General features: G+C 35.1%; 14 protein-coding genes. 11 read left to right on the top strand and 3 right to left on the bottom strand.

The window, feature by feature from the left end; genetic code table 11:
* Positions 1–156 precede the first annotated feature (156 nt).
* From QWY91_RS12090 to QWY91_RS12080, 3 genes are all read left to right on the top strand, one after another.
* A complete protein-coding gene (locus QWY91_RS12090; RefSeq protein ID WP_290237095.1) occupies positions 157–3,012 on the top strand; it encodes a TonB-dependent receptor in 2,856 nt (951 codons plus the stop codon).
* A gap of 96 nt (positions 3,013–3,108) precedes the next feature.
* A complete protein-coding gene (locus QWY91_RS12085) occupies positions 3,109–4,137 on the top strand; it encodes a phytase (protein ID WP_290235442.1) in 1,029 nt (342 codons plus the stop codon).
* 126 nt (positions 4,138–4,263) lie between these two features.
* Positions 4,264–4,662 carry a Dabb family protein gene (locus tag QWY91_RS12080; RefSeq protein ID WP_290235439.1) on the top strand — a complete coding sequence of 133 codons (399 nt, stop codon included), beginning with the start codon at positions 4,264–4,266 and terminating at the stop codon, positions 4,660–4,662.
* Between the two features lie 47 nt (positions 4,663–4,709).
* Here the strand turns inward: QWY91_RS12080 and QWY91_RS12075 are convergent, their stop codons facing one another.
* Positions 4,710–5,768: a hypothetical protein gene (locus QWY91_RS12075; RefSeq protein ID WP_290235436.1), complete on the bottom strand. Its 1,059-nt coding sequence runs from the start codon at positions 5,766–5,768 to the stop codon at positions 4,710–4,712.
* A gap of 277 nt (positions 5,769–6,045) precedes the next feature.
* Here QWY91_RS12075 and QWY91_RS12070 point away from each other — a divergent pair, with 277 nt between their 5' ends.
* Positions 6,046–6,504 (top strand): hypothetical protein, encoded by a 459-nt coding sequence (locus tag QWY91_RS12070; protein WP_290235434.1) that lies wholly within the window; start codon positions 6,046–6,048, stop codon positions 6,502–6,504.
* 71 nt (positions 6,505–6,575) lie between these two features.
* Here QWY91_RS12070 and ahcY read toward each other — a convergent pair whose 3' ends face one another.
* Entirely contained in the window at positions 6,576–7,892 is a 1,317-nt protein-coding gene (gene ahcY, locus QWY91_RS12065; protein ID WP_290235431.1) for an adenosylhomocysteinase, read from the bottom strand.
* A 64-nt stretch (positions 7,893–7,956) separates the two neighbouring features.
* Between ahcY and QWY91_RS12060 the strand changes: the two genes are divergently transcribed.
* On the top strand, positions 7,957–8,589 hold the full coding sequence (locus tag QWY91_RS12060) for a 4'-phosphopantetheinyl transferase family protein (protein ID WP_290235429.1): 633 nt from the start codon (positions 7,957–7,959) through the stop codon (positions 8,587–8,589).
* A 5-nt stretch (positions 8,590–8,594) separates the two neighbouring features.
* The gene (locus QWY91_RS12055; RefSeq protein WP_290235426.1) at positions 8,595–9,302 is read left to right on the top strand and encodes a phosphoglycerol geranylgeranyltransferase; all 708 of its coding nucleotides are present in this window, start codon (positions 8,595–8,597) and stop codon (positions 9,300–9,302) included.
* Positions 9,303–9,478: 176 nt separating this feature from the next.
* On the opposite strand, the gene QWY91_RS12050 is transcribed toward QWY91_RS12055, so the two are convergent.
* Positions 9,479–10,366 carry an SDR family oxidoreductase gene (locus QWY91_RS12050; RefSeq protein WP_290235424.1) on the bottom strand — a complete coding sequence of 296 codons (888 nt, stop codon included), beginning with the start codon at positions 10,364–10,366 and terminating at the stop codon, positions 9,479–9,481.
* A 137-nt stretch (positions 10,367–10,503) separates the two neighbouring features.
* Here QWY91_RS12050 and QWY91_RS12045 point away from each other — a divergent pair, with 137 nt between their 5' ends.
* The 5 genes from QWY91_RS12045 to QWY91_RS12025 all read left to right on the top strand — a co-directional run bounded on the left by QWY91_RS12045 (position 10,504) and on the right by QWY91_RS12025 (position 14,893).
* Positions 10,504–10,866 (top strand): winged helix-turn-helix transcriptional regulator, encoded by a 363-nt coding sequence (locus QWY91_RS12045; RefSeq protein WP_290235421.1) that lies wholly within the window; start codon positions 10,504–10,506, stop codon positions 10,864–10,866.
* Positions 10,867–11,046: 180 nt separating this feature from the next.
* Positions 11,047–11,679, top strand: a complete 633-nt coding sequence (gene pnuC / locus QWY91_RS12040; protein WP_290235420.1) for a nicotinamide riboside transporter PnuC — start codon at positions 11,047–11,049, stop codon at positions 11,677–11,679.
* A gap of 433 nt (positions 11,680–12,112) precedes the next feature.
* Positions 12,113–13,648 (top strand): DUF4301 family protein, encoded by a 1,536-nt coding sequence (locus QWY91_RS12035; protein WP_290235417.1) that lies wholly within the window; start codon positions 12,113–12,115, stop codon positions 13,646–13,648.
* Positions 13,645–14,049: an alternative ribosome rescue aminoacyl-tRNA hydrolase ArfB gene (gene arfB, locus QWY91_RS12030; RefSeq protein ID WP_290235415.1), complete on the top strand. Its 405-nt coding sequence runs from the start codon at positions 13,645–13,647 to the stop codon at positions 14,047–14,049. The genes QWY91_RS12035 and arfB overlap by 4 nt, the downstream gene beginning before the upstream one ends.
* A 502-nt stretch (positions 14,050–14,551) precedes the next feature.
* Positions 14,552–14,893 carry a hypothetical protein gene (locus tag QWY91_RS12025; protein WP_290235412.1) on the top strand — a complete coding sequence of 114 codons (342 nt, stop codon included), beginning with the start codon at positions 14,552–14,554 and terminating at the stop codon, positions 14,891–14,893.
* Positions 14,894–15,052: the final 159 nt, after the last annotated feature.

Genomic DNA, 15,052 nt, shown 5'->3' with positions numbered 1-15,052 from the left:
GCCTCTTTTTAGAGAAGGTTAATGTAATGTAAAGAAATCTTAATTGTTGCCTTGATGTAGCTGTTAAAAAAAGATTTGTTAACTCTTTGTTGCTATAGAATATTTAATCTAAAGGCTTGTAAAATATAGCTTTGGAGTATTCTTAAACTTAAAATGATGAATCAAAAAAACTACATTAAATTTTTACTTGTAACGCTTTTTGTAGCTGTCAATTTTAGCTTTTTGCAAGCTCAAAATGGTGCAATTAAGGGGAACATTACAGATGAAACCGGAATTTATGTTCCGGGCGCAGCAGTAATGATCCAGGATCTAAACAAAGGAACCACAACAGATTTTGATGGTAATTTTACGTTAGTCGAAATTCCTGAAGGCTCGTATACAGTTACTGTAAAATATCTAGGGTATGAAGACCTAAACGAAGAAGTAAATATAACCGCAAATAAGACCTTAAGCTTAAATCTTGTTTTAAATTCAGCCACAACAACATTAGATGCTGTTCAGATTTTGGGAGGCGGTTTAAGCGCGCAGGCCAGAGCATTAAACGCTCAAAAAAATAAGCAAAATATTACCAATATCGTTTCTACAGATCAAATTGGTAAATTTCCAGATGCAAATATTGGCGATGCTGTAAAGCGTATTCCTGGGATTACCATGCAGGTAGATCAGGGAGAAGCGAGGAATATCATCGTAAGAGGTTTAGCGCCACAACTCAACTCGGTAACTCTTAATGGTAGCCGTATACCCTCAGCCGAAGGTGATAATCGTAACGTACAGATGGATCTTATCCCTTCAGATATGATTCAGACAATCGAGGTGAGTAAAGCCGTAACTCCAGATATGGATGCCGATGCCTTGGGAGGTTCGGTAAATTTAATTACCAGAGCAGCGCCAGATGATTTCAGGCTTTCAGCAACACTTGGTTCTGGTCTTAATTTTATTACTGATAAGCGTATCCTAAGCGGATCTTTTCTTGTGGGCGATCGCACAAAAGATGGGAAGTTTGGGTATATGATTTCAGCATCCATAAACGACAACGATTTTGGATCTGATAATGTCGAAGCTGAATGGTCTGATGAATTCGAATATAATACAGGCACTTTAGACGAAAACGGAGATGAAATTCTAGAATCTGTTGATGTTAATCCTTATGCCAGTGCTTTTGAAATAAGAAAATATCTTGTACAACGAGTACGAAGAAGTTTTTCTGCAAATCTTAATTACGACTTTAACGATAACAATAGTATTTATCTAAAATCGATGTATAACTGGCGTGACGATCGTGAAAATCGTTATGCATATGCTTCAGAAATTTTGGATGGAGATGACATTGGCGCAGGTGATTATACGGTAAACAACCGTAATCTTGTTCGTTTTCCTGCAGAGGCAGAAAGAGAAACAAAAGGAGGAGTGCCGGGAGGTAGAATTCAAAACCGAAGATTAGAAGATCAACGTATGCAAAATTATACGTTAGGCGGAAATCATTTATTCGGAAATTTGAAGTTTGATTGGATGGGAGCATACGCAAAAGCTTCAGAAGAGCGTCCAAATGAGCGGTATATAAGCTGGGAGACAGAATATATGGTGAATAACGGAACCAATCCTGAAGAACCTTTACAAACTCCGGTAGGAAATCCATCACCTTCAGATTTTGAGTTGAAAGAAATTACCGAGGAATATCAATTTACTGAAGAAGAAGACATCAATGTATTTGCGAATTTTGAATTGCCTGCAGATTTTTTCAATACTGGAAAAGGCATTGTGAAATTTGGGGTAAGAGGTCGTTTCAAAAATAAAAATAGAGACAATAATTTCTTCGAATATGATCCTGAAAGTGGTTTTGAAAGTATGGCAGAAACCGATATCATTAGACATGATGGAGATGATTTTCTTGCGGGAGACCAATACCGTCCAGGATTTTTTACTTCTCCAGAATTTTTGGGAGATCTAGATCTTAATTCCGATCAATTTAGTAGTGAAGATCTGCCAGAAGAATATCTTCAGGAAAATTTTAAAGCTGAAGAAAATGTTTATGCCGGTTATATTATGGCAAATCAAAATCTATCAGATCGTTTTTCGATTCTTGCCGGTGTGCGTTTAGAAGCTACTAATATTACAAGTACGGGTAACGAATTAATTTTTAATGAAGATGGTGATTTCGAAGGAGCAACTTCTGTAGAAGAGAAAAGTGACTACACGAATATTTTACCCGGTGTTCATTTAAAATATGATCTTACTAATAATACAATTTTGCGCTTTGCATGGACAAATACTTTGGCTAGACCAAATTATATTGATCTTGTACCTTATCGTGCCGTCAATAATGAAGATGAAGAAATTTCAATAGGAAACACCAATTTGAATCCTTCAACTTCTATGAATTTTGATTTTATGGCAGAGTATTATTTCAAATCTGTTGGTATCGTTTCAGGAGGAGTTTTTTATAAAGATATCGAAGACTTTGTTTATACTTATATAAGCGAAGATCAAGCTACAGGATATGATGTTTTTCAACCTTTAAACGGTGATGATGCAAATATTTACGGAGCAGAAATCTCCTTCCAAAGACAATTAAATTTTCTGCCGGGCTTCGCTAAGAACTTCGGAATTTTCCTGAATTATACATATCTACATTCTGAAGCAAACGGAATTAGAAATGAAGATGGAGATTTAAGAGAGGACGATTTGTCTTTGCCTGGTTCTTCGCCAAATATGTTTAATGGGTCACTTTCTTATTCAGATAAGCGATTTAGCGCAAGATTTTCTGCAAATTTCTCAGATGCTTATTTAGACGAACTAGGAGGAAACGCTTTTGAAGATCGCTATTATGACGAGCAGTTATTTCTAGATTTCAATATCTCGTACTCCATAAACAAGAATTTAAGAATCTTTTCTAGTTTAAATAATATTACCAATCAGCCGCTACGATATTATCAAGGCGTGTCAGATCGCACCATGCAGATGGAATATTATAGTCAGCGTTTAACGGTTGGTCTTAAATACGATTTATACTAAATACACATTACTAGAATCAATACTTAAAAACACCTTATAATATATAATTTAAAGTATCAGGATACGCCTGAATACTTTGAACTTAAAAAACTAACAATGAAAAAAATAAATATCCTTCTAATTTGTCTAATATTAGCTTCTTGTGGGCCAAAATTACCTGAAATCGCACCAGATGTTGTTACCGAGCCAACGCGGCATGATACCGATGATCCCGCAATTTGGATAAATAGAGAAAATCCGGAGGAAAGCATTGTTTTTGGAACCGATAAAAATACTGACGGAGCAATCTATGCTTTTGATTTGGATGGTAAAATTATCGAATCTAAAACACTTCGGAATCTAAAAAGACCAAACAATGTTGATGTAGAATACGATGTGAAGTTAGCCGACGGATCGGTTACCGATATTATGATTTTTACTGAAAGAGAGCTAGAGCAAATTAGAATCTTTTCGGTTCCAGAATTAAAACCTTTAGACAATGGCGGTTTTAAAGTATTTCAAGATACACGAGAAAATGAAATGAGTTTGCCTATGGGGATTTCAATTTATAGATCACCAAAATCTGAAAAGACCTACGCCATCGTTGGTCGTAAAAATGGACCTAAGGAAGGTTATTTACATCAAATAGAATTAGTGCCGTCAGAAAATGGATTTGCGCCAAAAGTTGTACGTGAATTTGGATTATTTAGCGGAAAAAAAGAAATCGAAGCTATCGCAGTAGATGATGAATTAGGTTTTATTTACTGTGCAGACGAAGGTCACGGAATTAGAAAATATTATGCAGAGCCAGATATGGGGAATGAAGAATTAGCCCTTTTTGGAGGAGAATATTTTAAAGACGATATCGAAGGTATTGCGATCTCTGTGTATCCTGACGGAAAAGGGCAAATTATAGTTTCCGATCAACAGCAGGGGACTTTTAATTTCTTCAGTAGAGAAGATAATTCTTTTGAATATGCACTGAATTTAGGAACAACTGAAACTGATGGTTGCGAAGTAACTACCGTTGCTTTAGGTGATAAATTTCCTAATGGATTGTTTGTTTCGATGAATGATAATGATGAAAAGAACTTTTTTTATCACGATTTAAGCCGATTAAAAGAGCCGGTGAAAACTGAAAAATAATTTTGTTAGATTATGAAAGAAAATGTCGGTAAGCTTATTGTTTACCGGCATTTTTAGTTTTAAAAATCAGCTTTAAATTTATAATCTTTAATGTTGTATTTTAGTGTAAACCGAAATTGTATAATTATGAAGTCTATTTTTAAAATGACGATGGTGCTTCTTTTTGCTTTTAATTTCACATTACTGAAAGCACAGGAGAAAGAACCAGAATTTGATAAAAACTTTACCCACGTAGTTTATTTCTGGTTAAAAAATCCTGAAAGTAAACAAGATCGAGCCGATTTTCTAAAATCTCTAAATAAATTTATGGAAAATAGCCAGTATGCTAAAACGAAATTTATTGGGGAACCGGCGGGAACGCCAAGAGAAGTTGTTGATGGATCGTTTACGTATTCTTTAATATTGACATTTCCTTCAAAAGAGATTCAGGATAAATATCAAAAAGAAAAAGCACATTTAAAGTTTATTGAAGAATCAGAACAATTGTGGAAAAGGGTACAGGTTTATGATTCCGTAGGAATATAAAAAAAGCCTCGCGTTTGCGAGGCTTTTTTTATAGGTGTTATACTAAATTAGTCTTCTTCCTGAAAGTATACAGAAGATACACCATCAAGATCATTATTGATAGCTGGTTCAGCATCACCAGAATCTTCATCAGAAAATGCAAGTACTCTTCCTTCTCCGTTAGCTAATTCAGCCACGTAAATCATTCCAGAATCTTCATCGTAAGAAACGTTTACAGGATTACCAAGCATTGTACTTGCTCCAGCAATTCTTACTTGCTCTCCAACTGCTAGGGTTCCTCCGTTTTCAGTGTTAGCAAACTTGTTATCAAAATCTGTGATAATATGTAAAGCACCATCATCATCAGAATTAGCATCACCAATATCAGACATGATCATTGTTCCATCATCATAATCCAATCCGTGAGTTCTTCCAATTCCTTCTAAGGTGATCATTTTGGTTGCTTCTACCATTCCATCATCTTCATTAGAAAGGAAATTATCAAAACTTGCCAGCATACTTGATTGGTCTACAACAGCGTAAAGAGTGTTGTCATCAAATACAATTCCCCATACATTAAAGTCTACCATAACGGTATTTCTTAACGTCATTCCATTATCAGTTTTTTCGTAAATGAAGAAACGATTATAAGTTGTGTCATCATCATTATCATCGTCATCATCATCATCGTCAGAATTGATATCAGTATTATCAGCAATAACGATCATATCGCCAGAAATAGCAATATCACGAGCACTTTCTAAATCACTAGAACTCATAATTTCTGCAGCCGCATCATCAGACATATCGTCCCACATGCTTACACCGCTGTAATATTGAACTTGTCCTGGTGTTCTTGATGCAACAAGTAATGCATCATCATCTTCGTGATAAATAATTCCTTCAGCATCGCTAGAAGAACTACTTAGCATGTAAGACTCATTATTTTCTAAATTGTAAGCAGCAATGGCGCCTGAGTGTGTTGTGGCAAATAACATATCCGATGTTAATCCCGCTTCATCCAGGTTACCATCATCATCGATTCCAACTGCATCGTCGTCATCACTACAAGAGGCTAAAGTAATTGTGGTTAAGCCTGCTAAAATAAGGTGTTTAAAATTCTTCATAAATAGTTTTTTTGTTGCCGCTAAACTAAAAACTAAGTTTAGAGTGCTGTTCTGAATGTTAAGGATTAACCTGAGATTATGATTTATTAAACCTTTTTAACGTGACTGGTTGTTTAGAATAATTATCGGAGCAAATTATTTTAACTTTATTTGAAGATTTTAATTGATACGTTGTGTTATTGTTGGTTAATATCTGTATGATTTGATCTATTTTGAATTTCGTAATGCTTACGCAACTTTCTGAAATTTTAAGCATCTAATTAGAAACTAGTTCAAAATGAAGAATTTTAGGTTGTCTTTGATTGTGCTCATTCTTTTCACCTTCTCATGTAGTAGTGATGATGAAGAAGAATTTTATACGAAAGACTTTGAAATTAACGAGTTCCCGCAAGAATGGAAGCTGGTAAGGTCTATAAGCGGATTTGATAGAGAAGTTTCGGAAGGAGAAGAGTTATCAACTACCCAAGTTTATAAGTTTAATAAAGATCAAATATTCGTCAAGAAGGTGATACTAGATCAAGAAACTTACATTGGTGAAGGGGTCTACGAGCTAGTGGAGGATGATCAGGGACGATGGTGGTTTTACTTAACTTATACTAAAAAAGGTGGAGCGGTAGACTCATGTTTAGCTGAAAGTGATAAAGAACAATTGTATTTTAATACGGAAACTGTAGAGCTGCAGGGTGGTTCTCCTGAATGTGATGGACCTTTATTGTATTTTAAGAGAATAAAATAATTTTAGAATTAAAAAATCCCGCTCATTGCTGAACGGGATTTTTTAATCTGCTCTAGTCTCTAATCTCTAGTCTAGTACCTGTAGTATTCAGGTTTGAATGGTCCTTCAACTTCAACACCAATATATTGAGCTTGGTCTTCGCTTAGTTCGGTTAATTCAACACCAATTTTCTCTAAGTGAAGAGCAGCTACTTTTTCATCTAAATGCTTAGGTAGCATATAAACTTTATTTTCGTACTGATCAGTATTATTCCAAAGTTCGATTTGTGCTAAAGTCTGGTTTGTAAATGAGTTACTCATTACAAAACTTGGGTGACCTGTTGCACAACCAAGGTTTACTAAACGACCTTCAGCAAGTAGAATAATATCTTTACCATCTACAGTATATTTATCTACCTGTGGTTTAATTTCATCCTTAGTTTCTCCGTAGTTATTATTTAACCATGCCACATCGATTTCATTGTCAAAATGCCCAATATTACATACGATGGTTTTATCTTTCATGGCCTGGAAGTGCTCACCACGAACGATATCTTTATTTCCGGTAGTTGTAATAACGATATCTGCTTTTTCAACTACGGTTTCTAAACGTTTTACTTCAAAACCGTCCATTGCTGCTTGTAAAGCACAAATTGGATCAACTTCAGTAACTGTAATAATTGCACCAGTTCCTTTAAAAGAAGCCGCGGTTCCTTTTCCAACATCACCATAACCGCAAACGACAACACGTTTACCGGCTAGCATTACATCGGTAGCACGACGAATAGCGTCTACAGCACTTTCGCGACATCCAAATTTATTATCGAATTTCGATTTAGTAACCGAGTCGTTTACATTAATCGCCGGCATAGGAAGTGTTCCGTTTTTCATACGCTCGTAAAGACGGTGAACTCCCGTTGTAGTTTCTTCAGAAAGTCCTTTTACATCTTTAGCAAGTTCAGGATACTTATCTAAAACCATATTGGTTAAATCCCCACCATCATCAAGAATCATGTTTAATGGCTTACGATCTTCACCAAAGAAAAGAGTTTGCTCAATACACCAGTCAAATTCCTCTTCCGTCATACCTTTCCAAGCGTAAACAGGAATACCAGCATCAGCAATTGCAGCTGCCGCCTGATCTTGAGTAGAGAAAATATTACAAGAACTCCAGGTTACTTCAGCACCAAGAGCAATAAGTGTTTCAATAAGTACAGCAGTTTGTATCGTCATATGCAAACAACCTGCGATACGCGCACCTTTAAGCGGTTGCTCATCTTTATATTCTTCACGAAGCGACATCAATCCAGGCATTTCAGCTTCTGCCAGTTCAATCTCTTTACGCCCCCATGCAGCAAGGGAAATATCTTTAACTTTATACGCCGTGTAAGGCACTGTATTCGTAGACATATTATTATATTTGATTATTCTCTAATATTACAGCGCAAAAGTAACTAATATTTAATAAACCGGCATGCCTCTTTTCAAAACAATAACACCACGAGAAGGAACTAAAGTCTTCATTTGGAAGGTGGAAGAGTCTTTTGAGTGGCTTAGCGAAGGGATTAAATTAACCGAGCATTGCGAAAAAAGAGTTTCAGGTATGAAATCTGAAATTCATCGTCGCGGTTTTATGAGTATTCGGCACTTAATGGCAGAGGCGGGTTATGTAGATCAAGATCTTTGGTACGACGATTTGGGGAAACCTCATTTAAGTGACAATAAGTATATTTCTATAACCCATTCTTTCAATTTTACCGGTATAATTGTGAGCGACCAGCCGGTGGGGATCGATATCGAAAAGCAACGCGATAAAATTCTAAAGATTGCTAATAAATTTACGCCACTTAAAGAATATCATACGCTCCCAAACGAAGAAGCTATAATGCGTAAACTTACCATTGTTTGGGGTGCTAAAGAATCTATTTATAAAGTACATGCGCAGCCGGGATTAGGCTTTTTGCAGCATATTTATATTAAAGATTTTGATTTTGAAGAAGCAAATACCACCGGAACTGTTACTTTTGAAGCCGAAAAAACGGAGTACGAACTGGAGTTTCTGGAGTTTGAAGGATTCACCTGTGTTTATACTTTCTTACTAAACTAAGATTAATGCCTCAAATTTTAGATGCAATAAAACAAGCATCCAAATTCAACAAAAAATTACTAGCGGTTTTAATTGATCCTGAAAAGTTTTCTGCGGAAAAATACACGGAATTTCTTCAGAATATACCTGAAATAACGACCCATATTTTCGTTGGAGGAAGTACAGCAACGACAATACAAACTGAAGTGTGTGTGTCGTTTATAAAATCCAAGACCAGCTTACCGATAATTCTATTTCCCGGAGACAAAGATCAGATTACTGAAAAAGCAGACGGAATTTTATTGCTGAGTTTACTTTCTGGGCGTAACCCTGAATATCTTATCGAGCAGCATATAAAAGCAGTACCAAAATTGCTGAATTCTGACTTAGAAATTATGCCAACGGGTTATCTTTTATTGGATGGCGGTAGTAAAAGTGCCGTGGCGAGGGTGAGTAAAACCAAACCAATTCCTCAGGAAGAAATTCAGCTTATTAGTCATACCGCACTTGCCGGACAAATGATGGGAAAACAATTAATTTATTTAGAAGCGGGTAGTGGAGCCGTTTTTCCAGTAAGTGAAAAAGTGATTGCGGAGGTAAAAAAAGATCTAAAGATTCCAATTATCGTTGGAGGTGGCATTAGAAGCAACAAGCAACTTCAAAAAGTCTATAATGCAGGAGCCGATTTGGTGGTTATTGGAACAGCCTTCGAAAATGGCGAATTTGAGGATTAAGAAGTAGTAGTTAGTATTGAGAATTGAGTACTGAGTAGTGAGAAATTAGAATGTAGAGAATATTTCAGCTATATTGAATAAAATTGAAAACAATTACTTCTTATTTTAAATTTAAAATCAACACCTGCGCTAATTGTATCAAATCTAATGTCTCACTACTAAATACTCACTACTAATTATGCGTAAACTTCAGTTAAAAACTGTTTCATAGTTTTTGTTTTTCTACCAAGAATTTTTTCAAGATCAGTGTTGTCAAAATCGAATTCACCGTTCGCAACTCCCTGGCTAAACATACTAAGCATTCCAACAATTTCGTTGGGTAAACCAGCTTCTTTCATTTGGGATTCAAATTCTTCAACTGAAGGGGAAACATAAGCGATTTTTTCGCCAAGAATTTCAGTTAAAATCTCGCTAATCTCTGCGTAAGAAACTTTTTCATTTCCGTTGAATTCATATATTTTATTGCCATGATCCTGCGGTGATATTAGCATTTTCGCCTCAGCTTCAGCAAAATCTTCTCTTGGTACATAAGAAACTTTTCCGTTTTCAGTAGGAAGATAAATAGACTTCGTTTTTAGAAGTTGCTCTTTATCGCCAATAAACATTGGTACTACATCGCTATATAAATTATGGCGTAAAATGGTGTACTTTAAACCAGAGTCTATTAATAGTTTTTCGGTTTGCAAATGGCTGCTAACAACCGGATCTAATGGTGCATCAGAAGATTCCGTCTTTCTTACTGTGCTGGTGTAAAAAATATGCTTAACGTCATTAACTTTGGCTGCAGCGATTACATTTTCATGTTGTTTTAAACGCGCGCCTAAATCGCTACCTGAAATTAGATAGACCTGCTCGAAATCTTTTAAAGCTTCTTCTAAATTTGCCGGGTTATCATAGTCGGCTACTCTAATCCCTAAACCTTGAGATTTATATTCTTTTACAATGTCTTTCTCAGTATCTCTAACCAGTACGGCAATGTTGTTCGCTTCTGTATTGGCTAATAGATTTTTAACGACGAGCTGCCCTAAACTTCCGGTTGCTCCGGTTATTAATGTCTTTTTCATTTCAATATTTTTAATTACTAATAGATATTTAGTTACTTTTGGTAAGTAAAGGTAATTAAAGTGAAACGAATAATCAAGAAGTTTCGAGTTTGCAATTAAGTTACTACAGAGTAACTAATGTTGATAATCAGTTTGTTATGGCAGAAGAAAAAGAAATAAATTATACGGAAGCTGAAAATTGCCCCGTTCGGAATATTTTAGACCGTTTTGGGGATAAGTGGTCTACGCTGGTCATTTTAATATTAGGAGAGCAGGAAACACTACGTTTTAATGAACTTCAGAAAAAAATAGGAACTATTTCCCAGAAAATGCTCACTGTCACACTGAAGAAGCTGGAAGCCGATGGATTGATCTCTAGGAAAGTTTACGCTCAAATTCCGCCAAAAGTGGAGTACAAATTAACGAATCTTGGTTTAAGCTTACTCCCGAAACTTCATAGTTTGGTACAATGGGCAAATGAGAATATGGAAGAAATTACCCAAAATCGTTCGGTAGTATAAATCAAAAAGTAAGAATTTTCTCGCTAAAGTCAGGCGTTCCGTAGAATTTATTATTCTTATTTTTGGCGTTAAGAACAAAATATATTGTCACGAATAACAGGAATGTTTTAATGCCATTTTCCAAAGTTTAGGAATTCGGGATTGAAATTTCTAGAACTTATATTATCAGATTAAACCTGTATGGATCAGATCTCAGATTTCTTTTTAGATTATTATAGAGGAGCTTCAACTTTCAATATTATTTTGGAAGCAATAGTCTTCGTTTTTGGTATTCTAAGCGTTTATTTTTCGAAAAAAGAAAATATCCTTGTTTATCCCACAGGTCTTGTCGCAACTGTAATTACGGTTTACTTATTATTTATTGCGGAATATTACGGAGATATGATGATGAATTTCTATTATTCGGTAATGAGTATTTATGGTTGGATAAATTGGGCTAGAAAAAAAGATGGCGTACCAGTAGTTCCTATTTCTCGAACAAATACGAAAGAAAAAATAATCGGTTTTGGTTTATTTCTACTAACCATGCTGGTTACTTACGGCGTTTATAAAGCCTTTGGAAGAGAAATTGAAACCGAAAATTATATCGACATATTTACCTCAGGAGTGTTCTTTACGGCGATGTGGTATATGGCTATTAAGAAATTGGAGAACTGGACACTTTGGATTTTTGCAGACCTTATCACTGTTCCGCTTTATGCGCATCGAGGTTTGGGAATGTTAGCACTGCAATACCTTATTTTCACTTTTATGGCAATACAAGGTTATAGAGTCTGGAAAAATAATCTTAATAATGGGCATGTTAAGAGCTAATTTAGGTTGCTTCCTTTTAGAAATATTGATTAGCAAATCCAATTATTTTACATAATAGATTTGGATTAGAAATGATCAAAACTTCTAATTAATTGAAAATACTTTGTTAATTTCAATTGGAGCTTCTATTAGCGAGATAAATTAAGCTTTTTCGTAGATTGTTGATTTGCAAGTTTATGAAATGTTTGTTTTAAGGATAAATAACTAAATATCCGTTAAACAGCACCGATAATTTCTATTTTTTGGCGTATATTCACATGTCTTGAGCATTCGATGGGTCATGGAAATTCCAAAGAAAGAGAAGCGATGTTCTTCAGATTTATACGTTTCTTAAATAATATTGAACAATACTTAAAATTTTTATTTACAGCATTTTTTAATGTCTGTTCTAAAATTATAGAAAAATAGTAACTAACAAAAACTAACTAAAACTGTGAAATTTAACGAATCAGATCTCCTGCAAATTCAGGATAAGGGATTAACCACGGAAGAAGTAGAACGTCAAATCGCTATTTTTGAGCGAGGAAATATAAAAGTTGACATTCAGGAAGCAGCAACCATAGGAAATGGTATTTCTGAAATATCAGACGAGCAACGAACAAAATATATAAAGGACTTTGAACATAAAAAGGACGAATTAGATCTTTTAAAATTTGTTCCCGCATCTGGTGCAGCGACAAGAATGTTTAAAGCATTACACAATTTTGTTTCAGATTTCGATCCAGATAAAGAAGAATTACGTGATTATCTGGATAAAAAAGGAGATTCTAGTTTGCAGCTTTTCTTCAATTCTATAGAAAACCTTCCTTTTTATAAAGATGCTATAGAAAAGGCTAAAGCTGATCATGATCATTTTGATGATCTAAGTAATGATGCGCAAAAAAAGATTATTGCTGAAAATGTTTTATACAGTAAAGGTCTTGGACTAAGTGATCTTCCAAAAGGCTTGGTGCCATTTCATAAATACGACGACATTGTGGTTACTGCTTTTGAAGAGCATTTATATGAAGCAGCAAAGTACGCCGATAGTAAAGGTTTAGTAAAATCACATTTTACCGTTGGGCAGGGCGATAAAGAGAAATTTGAAGCAGAATTTAATAAGATTAAGCAAAGAGTTGAAGAGAAAACAAATCTAAAATTTGAAATTTCTTACTCGTACCAAGATCCAAAAACAGATACAATTGCAGTAGACGATGAGAATGCACCTTTTAGAACAGAGGAAGGTAAAATGTTTTTCCGACCAGGTGGTCATGGAGCACTCATCGATAATTTAAATCAGCAAGATGCAGATTTGATTTTTGTGAAAAATATCGATAACGTCGTAACCTGGGATAACTTGGGAGACGTTGTGGATTACAAAAAAATGCTTGCCGGTAAGTTGTTGGAATTGAGAGATAAAACTTTCGGTTTGATAAGTAAACTTCAGGGAAATCCTTCAGACGAGGATCTAAAAGCAGCATCAGACTTCTTAATGAACCAATTGTTTGTAAAGTCGCTAACAGGATCTGAGTCTGCTTCAGAATTAATTGAAAAATTAGATCGACCATTGCGTATTGGCGGTATGGTTAAAAATGAAGGAGAACCTGGTGGAGGTCCATTTTTGGTAAAAGATGAAGAAGATGAAATTTCGCTTCAGATTATTGAAGGAGCGCAAATTGATGAGGATAATCCAGAGCAAGTGAAAATTGTAAACGATTCTACACACTTCAATCCGGTGGATATTGTTTGCAGCGTAAAGAAACCAGATGGTAATACTTATGATCTTGAGAAATTTGTAGATCCTAACATGAGTTTTGTTGCTAACAAAACTAAGGATGGTAAGCCTTTAAAAGCTTTAGAGCGTCCAGGTTTATGGAATGGTGCGATGGCGAAGTGGAATACCGTTTTTGTAGAAGTGCCTGTAACGACATTTAATCCAGTGAAGACAGTAGCAGACCTTCTAAAAGAAAGTCACCAGACTGCTGAATGATAAACGAAGAAGAATTAATAAAAGAACTCGACTTTAGAGCTGTAAAAAGTAGCGGTCCTGGTGGGCAGCACGTTAATAAAACAGCTTCTAAAGTCGAGTTATATTTTGATATAGAGAAATCTCAATCACTTTCAGAGATTCAAAAAGAGCGAATATTCGCAAATTTTGCAACCAGAATTACCAAAGACAAAGTTTTTATCCTGCAAAACGGGAATTCCAGAAGTCAGCATAAAAATAAAGACGCTGTTATAAGCCAGTTTTTATCGATGATTAGATCTGGAACAAAAGCACCTAAAGTGCGAAAAAAAACAAAGCCTAGTAAAATGGCTAAGCTGAAAAGGTTGCGAAAGAAGAAAATTCAATCAGAGAAAAAACAAAATAGAAAAAATCCTTTAAAATAGAGCTGTGTAAAAATTCTACACCTGTGGAATTTAATTATGTGGAATTCTACAAGTTTGAGTTTTTGTAAAGGACCCAAATAGAGTTTTAAGCTCTGAAAATTAGCTGTTTGTGTCTTATTTTAGATCGTAAACGTTATGGCACGATTTTGCTATTATGATAAAATGTTAGGGTTATTGAAGGATTTTAAATAACTAACGCAGCAGCTCATACTGTTGGATAATTTAGATTTTCGGATTAAAAGAGGCTGTGGTGGCCTCTTTTTTAATCTATCAAATCAACGAAATGCTTCTTCAATTATTTTATGTGCATATTTTCTACATAATAGAATCTTAATATCTCGTAAATTCTACAAAATATTGATTTCCGTAAGTTTTAATTTTTAGGGTAAGTAGTTGTAAAACAATCTCTTGTGTGCTGTAATTAAGTTGGGCACAATCTTTACTTATGTAATAACGAGACTGAAGAAGATAAAGTCTTAAATATAAAACTAAAGCCAGTATTATGAAAAAGTCAATATTATCATCGTTTGCTATTCTAGGATTGTTTTTTGCAACCCAATCAATTCAAGCACAAGAAGAACCAATGGAACCAGAAACTGAAGAGGTAGAACCACAATCTGCTCCAGAAATTGGGGAATTTCAGTCGATTGATGTTTTAGCATTGCCACAATCAATTAAAGACGCTACAATGACAGAATTTAACGCTGTGGCTTCTGAAGCTTGGGTGAAAATGCAGGACGAAGAAAAAATATACAAATTAAAGGTAGCTGTGGATGGCGAGAGTAAAACGATCTACGCGAATACCGAAGGAGAATGGTTAAAAGAGGATGAAGTTATAGACTAATTACCGAAAAACAAAGAGACCAACTTTGCGGTATTGGGATACAATCGGTTAGCATGTATTAAATTTTAGAAGCTCGGGAACTACTAACTAACACTAGGGCTTCTAAAAAATACAAATAAAATTTGGCGATTTTGCTGGCCGATTTTCCAAAAAATGGGA

Origin of the sequence: Zunongwangia endophytica (genome assembly GCF_030409505.1) — a bacterium.
GTDB lineage: Bacteria > Bacteroidota > Bacteroidia > Flavobacteriales > Flavobacteriaceae > Zunongwangia > Zunongwangia endophytica.
The sequence above is the reverse complement of the archived record's forward strand: the minus strand, read 5'-3'. Positions and strand labels throughout refer to the sequence as shown.

What these genes read in the sequence shown, in the direction of transcription:
- QWY91_RS12090 (WP_290237095.1), top strand. Translation starts at nt 157, where the DNA reads ATGAATCAAAAAAACTACATTAAATTTTTACTTGTAACGCTTTTTGTA.
- QWY91_RS12085 (WP_290235442.1), top strand. Translation starts at nt 3,109, where the DNA reads ATGAAAAAAATAAATATCCTTCTAATTTGTCTAATATTAGCTTCTTGT.
- QWY91_RS12080 (WP_290235439.1), top strand. Translation starts at nt 4,264, where the DNA reads ATGAAGTCTATTTTTAAAATGACGATGGTGCTTCTTTTTGCTTTTAAT.
- QWY91_RS12075 (WP_290235436.1), bottom strand. Translation starts at nt 5,768, where the DNA reads ATGAAGAATTTTAAACACCTTATTTTAGCAGGCTTAACCACAATTACT.
- QWY91_RS12070 (WP_290235434.1), top strand. Translation starts at nt 6,046, where the DNA reads ATGAAGAATTTTAGGTTGTCTTTGATTGTGCTCATTCTTTTCACCTTC.
- ahcY (WP_290235431.1), bottom strand. Translation starts at nt 7,892, where the DNA reads ATGTCTACGAATACAGTGCCTTACACGGCGTATAAAGTTAAAGATATT.
- QWY91_RS12060 (WP_290235429.1), top strand. Translation starts at nt 7,957, where the DNA reads ATGCCTCTTTTCAAAACAATAACACCACGAGAAGGAACTAAAGTCTTC.
- QWY91_RS12055 (WP_290235426.1), top strand. Translation starts at nt 8,595, where the DNA reads ATGCCTCAAATTTTAGATGCAATAAAACAAGCATCCAAATTCAACAAA.
- QWY91_RS12050 (WP_290235424.1), bottom strand. Translation starts at nt 10,366, where the DNA reads ATGAAAAAGACATTAATAACCGGAGCAACCGGAAGTTTAGGGCAGCTC.
- QWY91_RS12045 (WP_290235421.1), top strand. Translation starts at nt 10,504, where the DNA reads ATGGCAGAAGAAAAAGAAATAAATTATACGGAAGCTGAAAATTGCCCC.
- pnuC (WP_290235420.1), top strand. Translation starts at nt 11,047, where the DNA reads ATGGATCAGATCTCAGATTTCTTTTTAGATTATTATAGAGGAGCTTCA.
- arfB (WP_290235415.1), top strand. Translation starts at nt 13,645, where the DNA reads ATGATAAACGAAGAAGAATTAATAAAAGAACTCGACTTTAGAGCTGTA.
- QWY91_RS12025 (WP_290235412.1), top strand. Translation starts at nt 14,552, where the DNA reads ATGAAAAAGTCAATATTATCATCGTTTGCTATTCTAGGATTGTTTTTT.